Source organism: Mesorhizobium shonense, from assembly GCF_040545255.1.
Taxonomy (GTDB): domain Bacteria; phylum Pseudomonadota; class Alphaproteobacteria; order Rhizobiales; family Rhizobiaceae; genus Mesorhizobium; species Mesorhizobium shonense.
In genome coordinates, this window is sequence record NZ_JBEPLM010000002.1 from 32,278 (window position 1) to 53,065 (window position 20,788).

The following is a 20,788-nucleotide window of genomic DNA, read 5'->3' on the forward strand; positions in this document are numbered from 1 at the left end:
CCGCCACCGCCGCCCAGATAATAGGCGATACCGCACCAGCTATGCTGGCCCCGGTTCGGGAGCGTGAACGGCAACGTGCCGAACCACCGCTCCCTTACAATCGCATCGGCCAACGCTGGGGATGAAACCCGACAATGTCCGACAACCGACATGGTCCGTTTGGGTGCTGATGCGTTGCCGGGAAGTCATTTCTGCTTGGCACGTTCCATGCTTACCCGATCTATCGAACGCGTGGCGTACCAAGGAGCAAAACAGATTCATGACGATGTTCGCTGCAAACCCCGGCGGCTGGGTTTCCAAGACCCTGTTGGTAACCATCCTAGCCTTCACCGGGATCAGGTCGCCAATGGCCGGCGAAAAGTCTCCATCCGATTTCCTGCTCCGCAATGGCATGGAAGTGGTGGTCATTCCTGACCATCGCGCGCCGATCGTCACCCACATGGTCTGGTACAAGGTCGGCAGTGCCGACGAGCCGCCCGGCAAATCCGGCATCGCCCATTTCTTCGAGCATCTGATGTTCAAGGCAACCGCCCATCACGCCGCCGGCGAGCTCGATCGCACGGTGTCCGAGATCGGCGGCTCCAAGAATGCCTTTACCTACTATGACTACACCGCTTTCCACGAGACGGTGCCGCCCTCGGCGCTCGAGCAGATGATGGGTTTTGAGGCCGACCGTATGCGCAACCTCATCCTCACCGATGACGTCGTCAAAACCGAGCGCGACGTGATCCTGGAGGAGCGCCGCTCGCGCATCGACAGTAATCCGCAGGCGGTGCTCGAAGAGGAGATCGATGCCACGCTCTGGCAGAATCAGCCCTACCGAATTTCGGTAATCGGCTGGATGCAGGAAATGGAACAGCTCAACCGAGAGGACGCTAAGGCGTTTTACGACGTCTACTACCACCCAAACAACGCGGTTCTGGTGGTGGCGGGCGACGTCGAACCGAATGCGGTGAAGGCGATGGCCGAACGCACCTTCGGCAAGATCGCGCGCGGGCCGGATCTGCCGCCGCGCATCCGCCCGGCGGAGCCCGAGCAGAATACCAGGCGCACGGTGACGCTCACCGACGCGCGCGTCTCGGTGCCGAGCTTTTCGACGCAATGGGTCGTGCCGTCCTATCGCACGGCCAAGGAAGGCGAAGCCGAGGCGCTCGACCTGCTGGCGGAGATCCTGGGCGGCGACAACCGCAGCCGCCTTTACCAGCAGCTTGTGGTCGAGCAGGGTATCGCTTCCACTGCCGGCGCCTATTTCCAGAGCACCATGCTCGACAACACCAACTTCACCGTCTATGGCGCGCCGCGCGGCGATGCCAAGCTCGCCGATGTCGAAGCGGCCGTCGACGCCGAGATCGCCCGCATCGTCAAGGATGGCGTGACCGGCGACGAGTTGGAGCGCGCCAAGACCCGCTATGTGCGCTCGATGATCTTTGCCCGCGACAAGCAGAAAGACATGGCCAATATGTATGGCTCGACGCTCGCCACCGGCGGCAATGTGAAGGACGTCGAGGAAAGGCCCGAGCGCATCCGCAAGGTCACCGCCGAGCAGGTGAAGCAAGTGGCCGCCCGCTACCTAATGCTCGACCATTCGACCACCGGCTATCTCTTGCCGCAGCAACAGGTGGGGAATTGATGATGACCCTTGCCCTTGAACGGATGAGCAGCGTTCCTTCCCCTGAAAAGCGAGAAGGAAAGGTCTGCCGCGCCATCGCCACCGTGTGCTTTGCCCTGTTCTTCCTGCAGCTGCCGGCGCTTGACGCGCGCGCCGAGATGAACATCCAGGAGGTCAAGTCGAAGAAGGGCGTCACCGCCTGGCTGGTTGAGGACCATTCGATCCCGCTGATAGCCATCCGCTTCGTTTTCGATAGCGGCAGCGCCCAGGACCCCGCCGGCAAGGAGGGTCTGGTCAATCTGATGACCGGCCTGTTTGACGAGGGCGCCGGCGGCCTCGACAGCGAAGCCTTCCAGCAGAAGCTCGACGATGCCGGCGCCGAGATGAGCTTCCAGGCGGCGCGCGATGGCACCTACGGCTCGATGCGCATGCTGTCGGAGGAGAAAGACGGGGCCTTCGAGCTGCTGAAGCTGGCGGTCAACAGCCCGCGCTTCGACCAGGCGCCGATCGACCGCATCCGCAGCCAGATTCTCTCCGGCATCCTCGCTAACGAGCGCGATCCCAACACGGTGGCGCAGCAGCGTTGGCTGCGCGCCATCTATGGCAAGCACCCCTATGCGCGGCCGGGCGAGGGCACCAAGGAGAGCTTGGCCACCATCACCGCCTCCGACATCAAGACTTTCCACAAGGCCAGTTTCGCCCGCCGCGGCCTGCATGTGGCTGTTGTCGGCGACATCGACGCCGCGACGCTGAGCGGCAAGCTGGACGAAGTATTCGGCGACCTGCCGCAGGCGGATACGCTCGCCCCCGTGGCCGACGTCACGCCCAGGCTCGGCCAGCAGTTGGAGGTGAATTACGACCTGCCGCAGACCACGCTGCAGCTCGCCTGGCCCGGGGTGAAGCGCAGCTCGCCCGACTTCTACGCCGCCGTGCTGATGAACGAGATCCTCGGCGGCTCGACGTTCACCTCGCGGCTCTTCGAAGAAGTGCGCGAGAAGCGCGGTCTCGCCTACGGCGTCAGCTCCCGTCTGATCGACCATGAGCATTCCAATGCGCTGGTGGTGGCGACCGCGACACGCTCCGACCGCGCCGCCGAGACGCTTGCCATCGTGCGCAAGGTGGTGAAGGAGATGGCCGGGAAGGGGCCGACCGAGGAGGAGCTCGCGGCGACTAAGAAATACCTGATCGGCTCGTTTGCGATTAACCACCTCAAGTCTTCAGATTCGATTGCGGCGACACTGGTCGGGCTGCAGCGCGACAATTTCGCCATGGACTATATCAAAAATCGCGCTGCGCTGATCGAAGCGGTATCTCTGGAGGATGTTAGGACGGAGGCTAGGAAGCTTCTGTCGGCCGATCCGACCGTCATGATCGTCGGGCCGCCGCTCACCGATATTAAAGGATGAGCGGCAGCTTCCATGCTGGTTAGCAAGGCACCCAATCGCTTGAGCTTGCATCGCCTATTTCCTCGCGCTAATGCCGCGTCTTTCTGTCTCGGCGTAGCTTACGAAAAAAATGCGGCGCACGCGACCCTCGAGGCCCGCAAAGATAAGTCAAGTTGTGGCGTCTGGAGTCACATCGTAGATCGGCCACTGATTGACAACGGATTGCTTACAACGGAGGCCATAGCCGTCCCGACGTCGCCTTGCCACGGAGCATTGACTGACTTTGAGCTTCTGAGCGCGCTGATTCCTTCCCAGGGAATTGATGCTTTGCCCGGCCGTTGCAATTGTCCGAAACTTGCCCTAGCACCTGGAGGCTCGGTCGTCTCAGTCATGAGACAGGCGGCCGGCGACGACCCTGCCGCCCATGACTCTGAGCCGTAATGAAGCCTTGGCGCGTGGCAGGCTCGAAGCCCGGCGCGCCGAAAGGGAAGATAGCGCGATCACCGGGGCTCCCCACCAGGTTGCCGAGCTTCTGCGGCAGGCCGGCAATCGAGGCGAAGATGCCGCATCTTGAGCAGCGGTTGCGCGGGCGCGATTCGATGGCCGACGGGCTCACCGGCCAAAGCGTGAGCGCAGCGTCCGGGATCTCGAAGAGATGGCGCACGGCATTGGTGACCAGCTGGGCCTCGCGGGCTCGGCATTGTCAACGGAACCGCCAAGTTCGTCTCCAGCGGCGCCGTCGGCGTGCTGTGGAGTGCCGTATCACCCACGTTTGGCTTTGGCGTCGCAGCCGCCATGATGGTTCTCGGCACGCTTGCCAGGTTTCGACTGTCCATTTCCGCAAGAGTCTCGGCGATGCCACATGGTTCATCATGGCCGGCGGAGTCATCAATTTTCTCGAGGGCCTGCATAACGCGGGGTTTCTGCCTACGCTCCTGCGCATTTATTGACTTTGCCAACACGTTCTTCAAAGCACAGCGCACAACGCTTGCTCGAGTTGAATTCTCCGTCGCCAAGGCCAAATTCTATGAGCGCCATCGGGGTCAGTTCAACGAGCGCCAAGAAAAAGGTCGTCGCTCGAATGTTCCGTAAAGGCATCGCCAGTTTCAAGGGCAGTCTTAGCGCCGAGAACTATATCGCCATCACCCAGGCGTCGCGCGCCACGGCGACAAGGGACCTGTAGGATCTGGTTGGCAAGGGGGCGCTGACAAGAACCGGTGAACTGCGACACACACGTTGCATGCTGAACATTCGTGACAATCGTGCGCAGATCCCATCAGCGAATGACTAAGTCTGTACCAGCGCGCGGCGGTCGAGCGCCAGCGACAGCACTGCTACGGCGACCGCCACGAGCGCCAACGCAGCGCCCACCAGCGGCAGGTTGGCATAGGACATGCCCCAGGAGATGGCCAGGCCGCCGATCCAGGCGCCGCTGGCGTTGCCGACATTGAAGGCGCCCTGGTTGAGCGTCGCGGCCAGGTTCGGTCCTTCGGACGCCGCTTCGACCACCCGGATCTGCAGCGGCGGCACGACGATAAAGATTAGCACACCCCACAGGAAGACGCTGGCGACGGCGACCGCGGCAATCGCACCGAGCTTGGCGAAAACGACGAACAGCAGAGCCATGGCGAGCAGCGTGGCGATCACTGTCGGCATCAGCTTCCAATCGGCCAGCCTGCCGCCGATGATGTTGCCGATGGTCATGCCGGCGCCGAACAGCAAAAGCACCCATGTGACGGTCGCCCTCGACAGGCCGGAGACGTCGGTGAGATATGGCTTGATGTAGGTGAAAAAGGCGAACAGGCTGGCGGAGGCGAGCGAGGCGATCAGCATCGCCAGCCAGACCTGCAGCTTGCCAAGGACACGGAGTTCGCCGAGCAGACCGCCGCCGCTCGGCTCCGCGACATCCGACGGCACCAGCCAGGCGATGGCCGCGACCGAGATCAGGCCAATGCCGACGACGGCGAGGAAGGTGGCGCGCCAGCCGAAGGCTTCGCCCAGCGCCGTGCCCGCGGGAACCCCCAGGATGTTGGCGAGCGTCAGGCCGGCGAACATCAGGGCGATGGCGCTCGCCCGCTTGTTGCGCGGTACGAGGCTCGCCGCAACCACGGATCCGATGCCGAAGAAGGCGCCGTGGCCGAAAGCGGTGAAGACCCGCGCCGCCATCAGCAGCCAGTAGTTCGGCGCGACGGCGCAGAAGAGATTGCCGATGACGAACAGCGTGGCGAGGCCGACCAGCACCGGCTTGCGCGGCAGGCGCGCGGTTGCCATGGCGACGATCGGCGCGCCGAGGACGACGCCCAGCGCATAGCCGGTGACCAGCAGGCCGGCCGACGGGATCGACACCCCGAGATCGGCGGCGACCTCCGGCAGCAGGCCCATGATGACGAATTCTGTGGTGCCGATGCAGAAGGATGCAATGGCAAGCGCTAGGATCGGCAGCGGCATGGGATGTCCCTGCTGAAACGGTCCAAGACCGAGATTGTCTGGACGGCCGCGATGCACGAACTCCACCATAACAACACTGGAATCAGAAGAAGGAGAGCGGCCCTTTTTCGAAGAGAGGCCGGGCTGTTGAGGCGGGCGGCGTCTGAGCGATGATCGTCAACAGGACTGTTCTGGCTCGGGCGACCTGACGTTTCTCTCTCATGGGCAACTGTGGAGGAGACGAAAACATGGTGAGCTGGCGATGCCAATTGCCTCTGCGCAAGCTGAGGAAATCTTGGCGAGAACTCCGGCGGCTTTTTTCCGATACCAGTTGGCCACGGCGTCACATGCCTGCGGCCGCGAGCACGGTTCGGTATGGAAATCATGTCTGTTCTTGCTGCTCGCCGGGAACCCGCCGGTGAACACAGGATGACGAGGTTGGCTGAACTGGCGACTTTAAACATAGCGCTGCGCTCCAGTCTGGAGCTCAATGCCCCTGATGCTGCGAGCAAGCGCTATGCCACTTTGGGATTTTGTCCGCGTCTCAGGCTCTCCGAGCCATAGGCGTTGAACGAGAAAAGTTCGTGCCCTGCTCGCCCAGTCGCCTCGACAGGCTTCGGTCAGGTCACGCTCGCTTTCCTTAACAAGGGAGCTGTTTGCCACGTCTATTGAGAGACTCTGTGCACCAGGGTATGAGGGTATGGGGCAATTCTAGTTTCGTAGAGACTGGGGGGCGCGTCTGGACCTCAAGGAACGAGATGGCGCCGTTGCACCGCTATGGTGTCACGAAGCAGCGGAATAATTGGCTGTCCCTTTGACGCGGCCACGCCGGCAAGGCATCAGCCATATTTTGCAGACCCCGCGCGTCATCACATTGCAATCGCCACCACGCCCCACCTGCCCACAGACGGCGAAGCCAGGCCTTCGCGTGCTGCGTTTCCTCGTTCAATCGCCACCTTCTGCCCCCGTCTGAAGCAAAATCGTGCGGCTCTGACATGGATCAGGGCAAACAGGCCGCGACTGCGTGATTAATGCGCTGCGGATTGACGTCCGCCGGAATTTCCAGATCGGGTTTTGCGATGAAATTTGGCACAGAGATCGTCCTTCTAGGCCTTTTTGCTTTTGGCGCCCTCGTAGCCGCCGGCTTCGGGGTGGATGAACCATTTCGCCAGCACATGTGGGTTTTGTTCTTCGCCGTGGCTGGCTTCAACGCGATGCTGATGCGCAACACCGACTTCAAGCCGGCAGTTCCAATCGACCCCGCAGCTTACATGGATGGACCAATCCGCTATGGGGCCATCGCCACGGTTTTCTGGGGTGTCATCGGCATGCTGGTCGGCGTAGTCATCGCGCTTCAGCTTGCATTCCCTCACCTCAACATCGAGCCCTGGTTCAATTTCGGCCGGCTGAGGCCGCTTCATACCTCCGGTGTGATCTTCGCTTTTGGCGGCAATGCGCTTCTGTGCACATCCATGTATGTCGTGCAGCGCACGTCCCGCGCCAGGCTGTTTGGCGGCAATCTCGCCTGGTTCGTTTTCTGGGGCTACCAACTGTTCATCGTCATGGCCGCGACCGGCTATCTGCTGGGCATCACCGAAGGCCGCGAATACGCCGAGCCTGAGTGGTACGTCGACATCTGGCTGACAATCGTGTGGGTCGCGTACCTGGTCCTTTTCCTCGGCACCATCCTGAAGCGCAAGGAACCGCATATCTACGTCGCCAACTGGTTCTACCTGTCCTTCATCATCACCATTGCGATGCTGCATGTGGTGAACAACCTGTCGATGCCCGTTTCTTTCCTGGGGTCCAAGAGCTACTCCGCCTTCTCGGGCGTTCAGGATGCTCTGACGCAATGGTGGTACGGCCACAATGCGGTCGGCTTCTTTCTAACGGCCGGCTTCCTCGGCATGATGTATTACTTCGTGCCCAAGCAGGCGAACCGGCCGGTCTACTCCTACCGCCTGTCGATCATCCATTTCTGGGCGCTGATCTTCCTCTATATTTGGGCCGGGCCGCACCATCTCCACTACACCGCCCTGCCAGACTGGGCACAGACGCTCGGCATGGTGTTCTCGATCATGCTGTGGATGCCTTCCTGGGGCGGCATGATCAACGGCCTGATGACGCTCTCCGGCGCTTGGGACAAGCTCCGCACCGATCCCATTATCCGCATGATGGTCGCGGCCGTCGCGTTCTACGGCATGTCGACCTTTGAAGGACCTATTATGTCGATCAAGACTGTCAATTCGCTCTCGCATTATACGGATTGGACAATCGGCCACGTGCACTCCGGCGCGCTCGGCTGGGTCGGCATGATCTCGTTCGGCGCGATCTACTACATGGTGCCGAAACTCTGGAATCGAGAGCGTCTCTACTCGCTGCGCCTCGTCACCTGGCACTTCTGGTTGGCGACCCTTGGCATCGTCGTCTACGCCGCCGCGATGTGGGTTTCCGGCATCATGCAGGGCCTGATGTGGCGCGAGTACGACGAGCAAGGGTTCCTCGTCTACACCTTCGCCGAAACGGTCGCCGCCATGCATCCTTACTACATCATGCGCGCCGCCGGCGGCGCCATGTACCTCTCCGGTGCACTGATCATGGCTTGGAACATCGCAATGACCATCTTTGGCTACCAACGTGAAGAGGACCCGATGCCGCGCTCTATCGCCGCCCTTCAGCCTGCGCGATCAGGAGCCAGAAAATGGGCTTGATGGACAAGCACGCGCTGATCGAGAAGAACGCCACGCTGCTTCTCGTCGGCTCCCTGCTGGTCGTGACAGTCGGCGGCATCGTCGAGATCGCGCCGCTGTTCTATCTCGACAACACGATCGAGAAGGTGGAGGGCATGCGCCCGTACTCGCCGCTCGAGCTCGCCGGCCGCAACATCTATGTGCGCGAGGGATGCTACCTCTGCCACAGCCAGATGATCAGGCCGTTCCGAGACGAGGTGGAGCGCTACGGGCATTACAGCCTGGCGGCCGAGTCGATGTACGACCATCCGTTCCAGTGGGGATCCAAGCGCACCGGGCCGGACCTCGCACGCGTCGGCGACCGCTACTCCAACAGCTGGCATGTCCAGCATCTCACGGACCCGCGTTCCGTGGTGCCGGAATCCATCATGCCGAGCTACGCTTTTCTGAAGGATAGGCCGATCGAGGTGAAGGACTTCTCCATGCACCTCGCCGCCAATCGGCGCGTCGGTGTCCCCTACACCCACGACCTGGTCGTGCAAGCCAACGCCGACCTGCTGGCGCAGGCCGACCCCAATGCCGACACGTCCGGCCTGGAGAAGCGCTATCCGAGGGCCAAAGTCGGCGACTTCGACGGTGATCCACAACAAGTCACCGAAATGGATGCTCTGGTCGCCTATCTACAGATGCTCGGCACCCTCGTCGATTTCAAGAACTACGACGAAGCCGTTGGCTACCGCTGAGGAGAGCAAACCGATGGAATACAACATGATGCGCGAGTTTGCCGACAGCTGTGGCCTGCTTGCCATGGTGCTCTTCTTTGCTGGATGCGTTGCCTTCGCGCTCCGACCGAACGGTCGCAGTCAGGCTCATGAAGCCGCACACATCCCCTTCAAAGACGACTGATCATGAGCACGCAGTATATCGATGATATGTCGGGCATCTCAACCACCGGTCATGAGTGGGACGGCATCAGGGAACTCAACAACCCCCTTCCGCGGTGGTGGGTGATCACCTTCTACGTCACCATCGCCTGGGCAATCGGCTACACCATAGCTTATCCGGCTTGGCCGATGCTGAGCTCCGCCACCAGGGGCGTTCTGGGCTTCTCCAGCCGCAACGATGTCAAGAACGAGATGGCTGCGGCCGAAGCCGCCAAGGCCAAATATGTCGCGGCCGTGGGATCGAAAACCATCTCCGAGATCGCTGCCGACGAGGCGTTGCGCGAGTTTGCTGTCGCCGCAGGCGGTGCTGCATTCAAGGTCAACTGCGTGCAATGCCACGGATCCGGCGCGCAAGGTTCGAAAGGATTTCCGAACCTCAACGATGACGATTGGCTGTGGGGAGGCAAGACGGAGCAGATCCAGCAGACGATCACGCATGGCATTCGTTTCACCGCGGATGGTGACACCCGCCAATCGGAGATGCCTGCCTTCGTCGATGTGCTCAAGCCCGTACAGATCGCCCAGGTTAGCGCTTTCGTTGCCAGCCTTTCGGGGGCCGTCAAGGACAAGAGCCTGATTGAGCCCGGCGCCAAGGTCTTCGCGGAAAACTGCGCTGTCTGCCATGGTGAGAACGCAAAGGGCAACCGGGACCTCGGAGCACCTAATCTGACGGATGCGATCTGGCTCTATGAACCAGGCGAGGCCGCGATTGCCGCCCAGGTGCGAGCTCCGAAACAAGGCGTGATGCCAGCGTGGATCGAGCGCCTCGGCGAGATCAAGGTCAAGGAACTTGCAGTCTATGTCCATTCGCTTGGCGGCGGAGAATAGGCGGCGGCCTATTCTCGGCCCTCCCCCCGCCAAGCGACGAGGCCCGGCGCGAGCCGGGCCTCGACCGCGTTGCGGCAGTCCGCGATTGAACTTCCTCAACGCGACGCTGCCCGCCATGCGGCAAGGGTCGCCCGACCATCGGCCAAAGCCCGTGGTCGAGTGTCGGCCGCGAATATCGTCGCTGGTCACCGGAGCTTCTCGTGCTTGATAACAAGCAGATAAAATGGCTTGAAGCCGAAGCGGTCAACTCCGCCACGACACGCCAGCCGCTCTACGCGGCGCGCAAGAAGATTTTCCCGAAACGCGCATCCGGCCGTTTCCGCCAGTTCAAATGGCTGGTGATGGCGATCACGCTCGGCATCTACTACCTGACGCCCTGGCTGCGCTGGGACCGCGGCCCCTTCGCTCCCGACCAGGCCGTTCTCCTCGATCTGGCGAACCGTCGTTTCTATTTCTTCTTCATCGAGATCTGGCCGCAGGAATTCTACTACGTCGCCGGCCTTCTCATGATGGCAGGCGTCGGTCTTTTCCTGATCACGTCGACCGTCGGGCGAGCCTGGTGCGGCTATACCTGCCCGCAGACCGTCTGGGTCGACTTGTTCCTTGTCGTGGAGCGCGCGATCGAAGGCGATCGCAATGCCCGCATGAAGCTGGATGCCGCTCCCTGGAGCGCGCGGAAGCTCTTCCTGCGCATATCCAAGCATGCCATATGGCTCGTCATCGCAGTTGCCACGGGCGGCGCCTGGATCTTCTACTTCGCCGACGCGCCGACGCTGCTCAGTGAAGTGGCCACCGGCACGGCCGCGCCCGTCGCCTATGTCACGATCGCCGTCCTGACCGGCACCACCTATGTGTTCGGCGGACTGATGCGCGAGCAGGTCTGCACCTACATGTGCCCGTGGCCGCGCATCCAGGCCGCCATGCTCGACGAGAATTCGTTGACCGTGACGTACAACGACTGGCGCGGCGAGCCGCGTTCGCGCCATGCCAAGAAGGCGTTAGCCGCCGGCCAGCCGGTCGGCGACTGCGTCGACTGCAAGGCCTGTGTCGCGGTCTGCCCGATGGGGGTCGACATTCGCGATGGCCAGCAGCTCGAATGCATCACCTGCGCGCTGTGCATAGACGCCTGCGACAACATCATGGACAAGCTCGGCCGCGAACACGGGCTGATCTCCTACGCGACGCTTTCCGACTACAACACTAACATAGCCATAGCGACGGCAGGGGGCACCCGCCCGATCGATCCCACTCTCATTCGGACCGCCGGCGGCGCTTTCTCCGAGAAACTGACGCATTTCCACCTTCGCAAGCTCTCTCGTCCGCGCACCTATGTCTACATGGGCTTGTTGTCACTGGTCGGCATCGGACTGCTCTTTTCACTGATGACCCGCAGCCGGCTCGGGGTGAACGTGCTTCACGACCGCAACCCACAATTCGTGACGCTGTCCGATGGATCAATCCGCAACGGTTACACTGTGAAGCTGCTAAACATGATCCCTGAGCCGCGAACCATAGTCGTCACGATGAAGGGACTGGAAGGCGCGCAAATGATCCTCGTTGGCTCTGACCAGCCCGCAGGCCGTTCATTCGCTATCCCGGTCGAACCCGACCGCCTCAAAACTTTGAAAATCTTCGTGCGCCAGCCCGCCAATCAGCTCCGGGGCCAGACACAGACCTTCACGTTCGTCGCAAACGACCAGGCCGGTTTGGAGTCGGACCGATACACCGCCACCTTCAACGCGCCGGAGACGACCAGGTGAGAACCAAAACAGAGCAACCTCGCGAATTCACCGGCCGGCACATGCTTCTCATCATCTCGGCCTTTTTCAGCGTGGTTGTCAGCGTTAATGCATTGATGGCGACGCTTGCCAGTACAAGCTGGACCGGGCTCATCGTCGAAAACGCCTATGTGGCGAGCCAGCAATTCAACAAGAACGCGGATGAAGGCCGCGCTCAAGCGGCACTTGGCTGGAAGAGCCAGTTGACGATTGTCGGTGGCGAGGTTCGCTACAGCCTCGCGGATGCGGCTGGCAAGCCTGTCGCATTGCATGGCGTCAAGGTGCTGTTTCGTCATCCCGCCTACGAAGCCGAGGACTACTCCATCACTTTAGCCCTTGCCTCCGGTCACGAATACGCGGCCCGGCATACGCCCCGCAATGGCGTCTGGATCGCTGAGGTGGACGCGGACGCAGGTCTTGCGAAGCCCTATCGGGAAGTCCGCCGAGTCATCGTTTCCAATGGGGCGTTGCAATGAGTTGCTGTGCACCTGGCGCCGAGATGGTTCCGGACCCAGGCAGGGTGACGCCGGACCTGCCCTCAAACCAGGAAATCAGGCTGGCAAGCCGCCGTCTTGGCGACGGCATCGTTCAGTCGGACTTGTCGGTCCCGACGGTCCACTGCGGAGCCTGCATCCAGGCGATCGAGGCAGCACTCGCAAAACTCGACCGCGTCGAGGGCGCGCGCGTCAACCTATCGACGAAACGGGTGTCGGTGCAATGGCGCGAAGGTGAGGTGCCGCCGATCATAGCCACGCTCGAAGGACTGGGTCATCCGGCGCACCTCTTCGAAACCGACGACGACGAGAAGGACGGGATACTTTCGGAGTTGGTCCGGGCAGTCGCCGTCGCAGGCTTCGCGGCGGGCAATATCATGCTGCTTTCAGTCTCTGTCTGGTCGGGCGCTGAAGGGCCGACCCGCGATCTGTTCCACTGGGTCTCGGCGCTGATCGCCATTCCCGCGCTTGCATTCGGCGGCGGCATCTTCTTCCGGTCGGCCTGGAATGCGCTGCGACATGGCCGCATGAACATGGACGTCCCGATCGCTGTCGGAGTTTCGCTCGGCTATGCGATGAGCCTCTACGAGACAGTCATTCATGGCGAGCATGCCTATTTCGACGCGTCGGTATCGCTGCTGTTCTTTCTGCTGATCGGCCGGACGCTGGACCACCTGCTACGCGAGCAGGCCCGAACCGCCGTCAAGGGCCTGTCCCGGCTGGCTGCCCGCGGTGCCATGGTCTTGCGCGGCAACGGCGCACGCGACTATCTGCCGGTCGGCGAGATCGAACCGGGCATGCGTGTGTTGATCGCCGCTGGCGAACGGATACCCGTCGACGGCAGGATCGTTCAAGGCGCGTCGGACATTGATTGCTCACTGGTCTCGGGCGAGAGCACGCCGCTAGCTGCCGAGGCGGGAGAACTGGTCCAGGCCGGCATGCTCAACCTGACCGGCCCGCTGACTGTCGAGGCGATCGCAGCCGCCAAGGATTCCTTCCTGGCGGAAACGGTCCGTCTGCTGGAGGCGGCCGAGGGCGGCCGCGCCCACTATCGCCGGATCGCAGACCGCGTTGCCGTGCTTTATGCGCCGGTGGTACACCTGACGGCGTTCGCGACGTTTCTTGGCTGGATGGCCGCCAGTGGAGACTGGCACAGGGCGATGACGATCGCCATCGCCGTCCTGATCATAACCTGCCCCTGCGCACTCGGCCTTGCCGTGCCCATCGTCCAGGTTGTCGCCGCGCGACGACTGTTCGACAACGGCATCATGGTCAAGGAGGGGTCGGCCTTGGAACGCCTGGCGGCGATCGACACGGCGGTCTTCGATAAGACGGGCACTCTGACGCTGGGAAAACCCCGGCTCGTCAACAGGTCGTCTATCGATCCGGCCATACTGGCCATCGCCGCCGCGATGGGCGCGCATTCCCGCCATCCGCTTTCGCAGGCGCTCGCCGGCCTCGCGAGCCCGGCCGGGCAGCCGACGTTCAATGAAATGAGAGAGCATCCGGGTTTTGGCATCGAAGCGACTGCCGCGGGCAGCACCTGGCGCTTGGGCAGGCGGGGATGGGCTGGCGGCAAGTGTCGGATCGGTGCCGAAAGAAAAACCGGTGTGACGGTGCTGACCCGAAACGGAAGGCTCGTCGCATCCTTCGAATTCGAGGACGCCTTGCGGGCGGATTCGGACACGGCGATTGCGCAGTTGAAACATGCCGGACTTACGGTGGAAATGTTGTCCGGCGATACGGTCGCCGCATGCGCCGTAGTCGCCGACGCGCTAAAGCTCGACCGTTTTACCCCCGCTCTCGTGCCCTCGGGAAAGGTCCAGCGGATCAGGCAGCTGACCAATGATGGTCACCGGGTCTTGATGGTCGGCGATGGCCTGAACGACACGCCCGCGCTGGGCGCGGCGCATGTCTCGATCGCTCCGGCCACCGCCGCCGACATTGGCCGCAACGCTGCGGATTTCGTATTCCTTCGCGAGAGCCTATGGGCAGTACCCCTTGCCTTGGACGTCTCGCGGAGGGCGGGTCGATTGGTCCGCCAGAACATCGCCATCGCGATCGTCTATAATGCGATTGCCGTGCCAATCGCTATTCTTGGACACGTCACTCCGCTGATCGCCGCCATCGCCATGTCCGCCTCGTCGCTGCTTGTCATTGGAAACGCGCTGCGCCTGCAAGGCTTTGCGCCTACCACGGTTGCTTCGGCAACGCGCGCGGGCATCCGCGCATGGGTGCAGCCCTCATGACGGCGCTCGTCTACCTCGTACCAGCAGCGCTGTTCCTTGGCGCGCTTGGGCTATCCGGCTTTCTATGGGCCTTGAGGAGTGGTCAATACGAGGATCTCCACGGGGCCGCTGAGCGCATCCTCATCGACTGGGACGACAAGCTGGAACGCTGACCAGATCACTGTGCCGGCAATTGTACGGATCGCGGTGGTCAGCCGGGTCGACTTGGTCGGGGCAAGACTACCAAGGCTCCCACAGCGAGCTCGCCAAGCGACGTTCGATTAGTCCTACCGCTCGAAAGCCTTGTCACACGTTCCTTCGTGCAGGCGGCTGACGTGACAAAGTACCTGGCATGGCAGACAGGAGCGTCCGATGTTTGGTTAGAAATGCTGCCGAGCCGATGCGACTGGCGCGAAAAACGGATCAGCCAAGATTAATTTTGCCGGACATACGCCGGAGGGGCGCCCGTCATTCCAGGATGACGTGACCACATGGCCGACATTTTCTTGGGCCGTTGACCAGTCGAGCATAAAACCCGCCGCTGTCGGCTTTGCCGCGTCTGGCTGATCCAGATCAAGGTTATCTTCTGACCGGCGTGGTTACGTCGACCAATCCTTCAAGGGAGAATGCATGTCTAACGGACAGTGTGGTCGTTACCTTCAACGAACCGCGGTGGTGAGAATCCCCCTTGCTGGCTGGCAATCTGCCTGGCTCGGCCCGCGGTCCCATCGGCTGCGTTTCTGGCTGCATCCTTCGTTGCAGATTTATGCGCATTCTTGTGTCCAGTGGCTTGAGGCAATGCGGCGCACACTCGCAGCCAGGGCAACCGGTTCACGGATTGCGGCTCAACGCAACCAGCATCCCACCCAGATAGCCGACGCGATGGCAGCGCGCTGATGGCCGGCTGCGACAACAGTTTCGACATCATCGTCGCCGGAGCCGGGCCGGTCGGACTTTCCTTCGCCGCATCGCTTGCAAAGAGCGATCTCAAAGTGGCGGTGGTTGAGCAGCAGGCCCTCGAAAGTTTGGCGAAGCCGCCTTTCGATGGTCGCGAGATCGCTTTGACCTTCGCCTCGATCAGCATCCTTCGCGAGCTCGGCGCCTGGGACGCCATCTCCGCTGGTCACAAGTCACCAGTGCAAGGCGCGCGCGTGCTCAACGGATCGAGCCCTTTCGCTCTGTGTTTCAATCCTCCAAGAGGATCTGCAGAACCACTCGGTTTTCTTGTCCCAAATTGTCGGATCCGCGATGCCCTGTTCAAGATCATCCGCTCGCCCCACCGTGTCCAGCTGCTATGCGGCCACTCGGTCGTTGGTGTAACCAACAGCCGCAAAGGGGCGGTCGTAAAGCTTTCCGACGGCAGGCGGTTAACCGCTCGGCTTTTCGTTGCAGCAGATTCGCGTCTGTCGCGAACGCGCGACCTGCTCGGCATCGCCGCCGACATCAATCGGCTTGGCAGCTCGATGGTGATTTGTCGGGTCAGGCACGAGCGCGCCCACCATCAGCTCGCAATCGAATGGTTCGATCACCATCAGACGATAGCGATCTTGCCGCTGATGGAGGGCGAGTCGTCATTGCTTCTCACATTGCGCGCAAACGAGGCCAATAAACTTCTTGCTTTAGACGACGATCTGTTCCTGATCGAATTGACGGACCGGTGTCGAGGGCGCCTCGGAAAAATGACCCTCGCAAGCAAACGCCATATCTATCCGCTGGTCACGACCTGGGCGCACAGCTTCTGGGCTCCCAGCGCCGCACTGGTCGGCGACGCTGCCGTCGGCATGCACCCGGTAACCGCCCATGGCTTCAACATCGGCCTGGGCGGCCAAAAGCGACTCGCCCACGGAATACTGACGGCTATTCGCAATGGTCACGACATTGCCGACCCCGACATGTTGCGCAGATACGAGAGCCGGCTGCGCTTGACGGCGGCACCTCTGTATCACGCTACCAATCTACTCGTCGGGATCTACTCAAACGAGCACCCGGCGGCCCGATTTGCAAGACATGCGGGGCTTCGCTTGGGTCAATATCTTCCGTTCGTCCGGCACGGCATTGCGAACGTGCTTGGGCGATGAAGAAGCTGCCAGTGGATTTCGGCTATCGCGGCAGATGGATTGCCAGGTGCGCTGCGACGTTCCCCCCGAGAAAGTTCCTGTCCCTGGCGCGCGATTCGGCGGGGATTTCCGGCTGGAGTCTTCGTTCCCGAGTTCGTGGGTGACATTTTCGTCGGCCCCGAGGTCGCGCTGGCTGAAGGAAACGGGGCCTCCGCCGGATCTTGCCCCAGCCTGCATCGCCGTATGCTGGCACAAATGCTCCCGTCCGCAGGATAGGCGAAGCGCTCTGGTCCACATCTCACCACTGGCACCGCCCCCATTGTCGGACTGCCGTGTCTTTTTTCTTGTCGGAACGCCAGTCAGCCCGCGAACAATTCCCTGTAGCCTGTCGTCACCATCCAGTTCGCCCGATCGAGATGGCTGCGGGCCGCATTGCGGGCGCGTTCCGGTTCGCGTTCGGGATCGATGCCGAGGATCAGCTGCGCCATTTCCTCGTAACTGGCACCGTCGGCGGCGGCGTCCAGGAACCGCATATAGGTCGTAAAATGCTCTTTGTCGTAAGCCGTGAGGCTATCTGACCAGGGAACTTCGTCTTGCATTTCGATGTCCAAGTGGCTTTGTGCGAGTTCGGCTTCCGGGCGCGTCTTCCACGATCCCAGATGTGTTTTGAGCGGCTCACTATAACGAATAGGAACGATCGTTCCTAGAACGATAGTTCCGGGTCTGGTCCGTATATCGCCATGGACCTCAAAGAGGTGATGGCGATCAACATGCGTCGCGTGCGCCATCATCAGGACCTGACGCAGGAGGAATTGGCGGCTCTCGCGCAGCTCAGCATGCGTTATGTGGGCTCAATCGAGCGCGGCCGCGTCTCCGCGAGCGTAAGTGTCCTGGGTCGGCTCGCAAAAGCTCTTAATGTTGATCCTTGCGAATTGATCAAGCCGCCCCGGTGATCAAGGAATCCATATTTCCCGTCGGCATGACTCGTTAGATGGCGGCGCTCAACCCCTTGAACTGAACGGCGCCTGCGCGCAGACGGCGCTCACCGGACGCTCGGGAAATCGAGCCTGCTCGGCGATGCGGTCGGCCCGATGGCCGCGTCAGGCGTTTTCCGGCGTGACAGCAAAAGGCCAATATCGTTGAGGGGTTCGACAGCCAGGAATGATCGTGGCCGATTGTTTATTGTCGCTTCGAAGTTCCGAAATCGTTAAACAATGATGTAACGAAAGTTTCACAAGACTAGCTTTTATTGTTAGTTCTATCGTGTAATGTGTTTGTGATCTGGAGGAAGATTGTAAAACATATTTGGCCGGCTACGTTATTGATCCCGGGTCGGCAACCGGATTCATAACTATGATAAGAGATGTGACCGTAACCGCGAACTCTAACAATGGAACTCGCCAAGCATCGACCGCATCGGCGTTGCGGACTCTGGTATGTTCGAATGAAATCGCTTTCCTTATGGAAGCCCACGACGCCCTGTCGGCGTCGGTCGCGGAGGCCGCCGGCTTTCGAGGTCTGTGGGCCTCAGGACTGTCGATCTCGTCCTGCCTGGGCTATCGCGATGCGAACGAAGCGTCGTGGACTGAGATCGTCGATGCTGTTCACAGAATCGTTGAGGCCACGCAAATACCTGTTCTTGTCGACGGCGACAGCGGATTCGGGAATTTCAACAACGCGCGCCTGTTCGCGCGCAAGCTGCACCAACGCGGGGCGGCCGGTGTCTGCGTCGAGGATAAGAGCTTCCCAAAAAAGAACTCGTTTGTCGCAGACCGGCACTCACTCGCTGAGATCGGTGAGTTCTGCGGACGTCTGCAGGCTATTCGGGACCACGTGCCGGATCCGGAATTTGTTGTGGTCGCGCGGATCGAGGCACTCATCGCGGGGCATGGTCAGGATGAGGCGCTGACGCGGGCACATGCTTATGCTGACGCGGGTGCCGACGCGATCTTGATCCATTCGCGCAAACCAGACGCAGCGGAAATTCTCGCCTTCAGCCGCGCCTGGAGGAACCGTCTTCCGGTAGTGATCGTCCCGACGAAATATTACCGCGCGCCGGTCGCGCAATACAGAGCGGCACAAATCTCAACCGTGATTTGGGCGAACCATAATATGCGTGCCGCGATCTCGGCCATGCGCCAGGTTTGCGACCGCATCATCCGCGAAGAGAGCACCGCCGGGATCGAGCGCGACGTTGCGACGCTCGAAGACCTCTTTGATCTGCTGAAATATCAAGAGCTGTCCGCGGCCGAACAAAAATATCTGCCGCAAATTGCGAGCGGTGCCCGATAAACGGGCCTGACTTCCCAAATCAAGGCAAGGAGGCGCCGATGCTTGCTCGACGCACAGGCTCGTTCGGTTCATCTGGAACCGCCGCGGCGCGGGCCGCCGCAAGACAGGCAGCCCACAGCCGCCAAGAGGTGATCGACCTGACCGCTGGCGAGATCTGGAGCGAGCTCGCTCCGACCATTCGCGAAGGCGCGATCAATGCTATCGACAACGGCGTCAATCGTTACACCGATACGATCGGCATGATGGAATTGCGCGAGGCGCTGGCGCGCAAGGTCTCCTTCGATACGGGTCAAACCTGGAAAGCCGACGAGATCGCGGTAACGACAGGCGCCAAGCAAGCGCTCTTCAATACGACCATGGTGCTACTGAATCCAGGTGACGAGGTCATTATCCCTTGTCCCTACTGGACGACGTTCTCGGCCCAGGTCCTAATTGCAGGTGGCAAGCCGGTTTTCGTCGACACGCGTTCCAACGCCTACGTCCCGCGGATCCAGGATATCGCTGCGGCATTGACCGAAAAGACCCGTGCCATCGTCGTCAATACGCCCGCCAACCCGTCGGGTGCGGTCTACGATTTCGATACGCTGACGGCGATCGCCCGACTGGCGATCAACCGTGACCTGTGGGTCATTTTCGATGAATGCTATGCCAACTTCGTCTACGGCCATCATGCCCATTACCCGATTGTCTCGGTTGTGCCCGAAGTCAGGTCTCGAACAATTGTCGTCAACGGATTCAGCAAGTCGCTGGCCCTGACGGGTTGGCGGATCGGCTATCTGGCGGCTCCCAAGGAAGTGGTTGATGCCGTCAGGGCCTTGCAGTCCCATACCACCTCAAATCCCAATGTGATCGCCCAACATGCGGTGCTGGCTCACCTCGAGCGGGGAGACGGCCGCCACGAGAGCAAGCTGGCCTTGCAGCTGGCAAGTTCCAGACAGATCGGTCTCAGCATCCTCTCCTCATTGAGGCGGATCCCCGCGCCTCGGGCGCAGGGCGGCATTTATTTTTATCTTGATCTTTCCAAGTTGCGACCCGCATCCAAGAATGGTCGGGCGAGCGCCGATGACGTTGTGACCTCGCTCCTTGCCGACGCCGGCGTCGCAGCTGTATCCGGCACCGCCTTCGGCGACCCCCTCGGTCTGCGCCTGTCCTATGGAATTCCTCCCGAAGAACTCGAAACCGGGCTAACCCGGCTGGTTGATGTCCTCAACAGCTGGAAATGACACCACGAAGAAAGGGGGATCGACATGCCTGTCGCCGCGCCCAAGAAAGCCGTCATTCTCGCCGCCGGAATGGGCTCACGTCTGCGCCCGCTGACCGATCTGCGGCCGAAGCCCCTGATCGAAGTCAACGGCACATCGATCCTGCACAATGCGCTGCGAAACCTCGCAGCAATCGGCGTGGAAGAGGTCATAGTCGTCGTCGGCTACCGCAAAGACGCTATTCAATACGCATGCGGCAACCGCTTCCACGGCGTCGAGATCACGTATGTGGAGTCAACGGTTTTCGACCGCACCGGCAGCGCCTATTCGCTTTGGCTAGCCCGCGATATACTGCTTTCGGGGGATTGCTATCTTCTCGAAGGCGACGTCTTCTTCGAAGAGGATGCACTCCATCGTCTTAATATTGTCGATGCCGCCGACGTTGCCGCCGTTGTAACGTTCGACGCTACGATGCAAGGGTCTGCGGCGGTGCTTTCGGCGAGCGGATTGATCTCGACTTTCCGCACAAAGCAGACCGCGGCAGATCTTGCCGAAAGCGGGCCCAAGCTCTTCAAGACAATGAATCTTCTGCGTTTGGCCGCGTCTACCCTCACGGACCTCATCGTTCCCGCGCTCGACGAGGTCATAGGCTCAGGTGCTACGCAGGCTCACATAGAGGAACTTCTTGCCTATCTCGTGGAAAGGCGCGGGCTCCAACTGGCCGCGGCCCGTTGCGATGGCGTGAAATGGTGCGAGATCGACAGTGCCGAGGATCTTAACAGCGCGCACAGCATCTTTGCTGATGCCGCGCAGCCGCTCCACCCCGCCTGGGCGTAGCACCTGCGATAATCAGC

At 61.2% G+C, this 20,788-nt stretch carries 17 protein-coding genes and 1 pseudogene; 16 read left to right on the plus strand and 2 right to left on the minus strand.

The genetic code is table 11. From position 1 onward, the window contains the following. Positions 1–259 precede the first annotated feature (259 nt). The 3 genes and pseudogenes from ABID26_RS05610 to ABID26_RS05620 all read left to right on the plus strand — a co-directional run. The gene (locus tag ABID26_RS05610; protein WP_435528547.1) at positions 260–1,630 is read left to right on the plus strand and encodes a M16 family metallopeptidase; all 1,371 of its coding nucleotides are present in this window, start codon (positions 260–262) and stop codon (positions 1,628–1,630) included. Beyond that, positions 1,630–3,015, plus strand: a complete 1,386-nt coding sequence (locus tag ABID26_RS05615; RefSeq protein WP_435528548.1) for a M16 family metallopeptidase — start codon at positions 1,630–1,632, stop codon at positions 3,013–3,015. Before ABID26_RS05610 ends, ABID26_RS05615 begins: the two co-directional genes overlap by 1 nt. Positions 3,016–3,945: 930 nt before the next feature. Continuing rightward, positions 3,946–4,285: pseudogene (locus ABID26_RS05620) on the plus strand (DUF4172 domain-containing protein); the annotation flags it as partial. On the opposite strand, the gene ABID26_RS05625 reads toward ABID26_RS05620, so the two are convergent. Beyond that, on the minus strand, positions 4,282–5,442 hold the full coding sequence (locus tag ABID26_RS05625; RefSeq protein WP_354414309.1) for an MFS transporter: 1,161 nt from the start codon (positions 5,440–5,442) through the stop codon (positions 4,282–4,284). The pseudogene ABID26_RS05620 and the gene ABID26_RS05625 overlap by 4 nt on opposite strands. Positions 5,443–6,500: 1,058 nt before the next feature. On the opposite strand from ABID26_RS05625, the gene ccoN reads away from it, so the two are divergent. The 9 genes from ccoN (at position 6,501) to ubiM (ending at position 16,461) form a co-directional block, all read left to right on the plus strand. Continuing rightward, a complete protein-coding gene (gene ccoN / locus ABID26_RS05630; protein ID WP_354414312.1) occupies positions 6,501–8,132 on the plus strand; it encodes a cytochrome-c oxidase, cbb3-type subunit I in 1,632 nt (543 codons plus the stop codon). After that, on the plus strand, positions 8,123–8,854 hold the full coding sequence (ccoO, locus tag ABID26_RS05635) for a cytochrome-c oxidase, cbb3-type subunit II (RefSeq protein ID WP_354414315.1): 732 nt from the start codon (positions 8,123–8,125) through the stop codon (positions 8,852–8,854). The genes ccoN and ccoO overlap by 10 nt, the downstream gene beginning before the upstream one ends. A gap of 13 nt (positions 8,855–8,867) precedes the next feature. Then, entirely contained in the window at positions 8,868–9,017 is a 150-nt protein-coding gene (locus ABID26_RS05640) for a cbb3-type cytochrome oxidase subunit 3 (RefSeq protein WP_354414318.1), read from the plus strand. Positions 9,018–9,019: 2 nt separating this feature from the next. Next, the gene (ccoP, locus tag ABID26_RS05645) at positions 9,020–9,883 is read left to right on the plus strand and encodes a cytochrome-c oxidase, cbb3-type subunit III (protein ID WP_354414320.1); all 864 of its coding nucleotides are present in this window, start codon (positions 9,020–9,022) and stop codon (positions 9,881–9,883) included. A 200-nt stretch (positions 9,884–10,083) separates the two neighbouring features. After that, entirely contained in the window at positions 10,084–11,643 is a 1,560-nt protein-coding gene (gene ccoG, locus ABID26_RS05650) for a cytochrome c oxidase accessory protein CcoG (RefSeq protein WP_354414322.1), read from the plus strand. Further along, positions 11,640–12,137 carry a FixH family protein gene (locus tag ABID26_RS05655; RefSeq protein ID WP_354414325.1) on the plus strand — a complete coding sequence of 166 codons (498 nt, stop codon included), beginning with the start codon at positions 11,640–11,642 and terminating at the stop codon, positions 12,135–12,137. Before ccoG ends, ABID26_RS05655 begins: the two co-directional genes overlap by 4 nt. Next, positions 12,134–14,404: a heavy metal translocating P-type ATPase gene (locus ABID26_RS05660; RefSeq protein ID WP_354414327.1), complete on the plus strand. Its 2,271-nt coding sequence runs from the start codon at positions 12,134–12,136 to the stop codon at positions 14,402–14,404. Before ABID26_RS05655 ends, ABID26_RS05660 begins: the two co-directional genes overlap by 4 nt. Beyond that, positions 14,401–14,556 carry a cbb3-type cytochrome oxidase assembly protein CcoS gene (gene ccoS / locus ABID26_RS05665; RefSeq protein ID WP_354415021.1) on the plus strand — a complete coding sequence of 52 codons (156 nt, stop codon included), beginning with the start codon at positions 14,401–14,403 and terminating at the stop codon, positions 14,554–14,556. Before ABID26_RS05660 ends, ccoS begins: the two co-directional genes overlap by 4 nt. Before the next feature lie 723 nt (positions 14,557–15,279). Then, a complete protein-coding gene (ubiM, locus tag ABID26_RS05670; RefSeq protein ID WP_354414329.1) occupies positions 15,280–16,461 on the plus strand; it encodes a 5-demethoxyubiquinol-8 5-hydroxylase UbiM in 1,182 nt (393 codons plus the stop codon). Between the two features lie 338 nt (positions 16,462–16,799). Here the strand turns inward: ubiM and ABID26_RS05675 are convergent, their stop codons facing one another. Next, positions 16,800–17,039 carry a DNA -binding domain-containing protein gene (locus tag ABID26_RS05675; RefSeq protein WP_354415023.1) on the minus strand — a complete coding sequence of 80 codons (240 nt, stop codon included), beginning with the start codon at positions 17,037–17,039 and terminating at the stop codon, positions 16,800–16,802. Positions 17,040–17,180: 141 nt separating this feature from the next. Between ABID26_RS05675 and ABID26_RS05680 the strand changes: the two genes are divergently transcribed. The 4 genes from ABID26_RS05680 (at position 17,181) to ABID26_RS05695 (ending at position 20,771) form a co-directional block, all read left to right on the plus strand. Then, positions 17,181–17,393, plus strand: coding sequence for a helix-turn-helix domain-containing protein (locus ABID26_RS05680; RefSeq protein ID WP_040972957.1), 213 nt, complete (start codon positions 17,181–17,183; stop codon positions 17,391–17,393). Between the two features lie 400 nt (positions 17,394–17,793). Continuing rightward, positions 17,794–18,732, plus strand: a complete 939-nt coding sequence (aepX, locus tag ABID26_RS05685; RefSeq protein WP_354414333.1) for a phosphoenolpyruvate mutase — start codon at positions 17,794–17,796, stop codon at positions 18,730–18,732. A gap of 38 nt (positions 18,733–18,770) precedes the next feature. Continuing rightward, positions 18,771–19,955 carry an aminotransferase class I/II-fold pyridoxal phosphate-dependent enzyme gene (locus ABID26_RS05690; protein ID WP_354414336.1) on the plus strand — a complete coding sequence of 395 codons (1,185 nt, stop codon included), beginning with the start codon at positions 18,771–18,773 and terminating at the stop codon, positions 19,953–19,955. A 24-nt stretch (positions 19,956–19,979) separates the two neighbouring features. After that, complete coding sequence (locus ABID26_RS05695) at positions 19,980–20,771, plus strand: phosphocholine cytidylyltransferase family protein (protein ID WP_354414339.1); 792 nt, start codon at positions 19,980–19,982, stop codon at positions 20,769–20,771. The last annotated feature ends 17 nt before the right edge of the window (positions 20,772–20,788 follow it).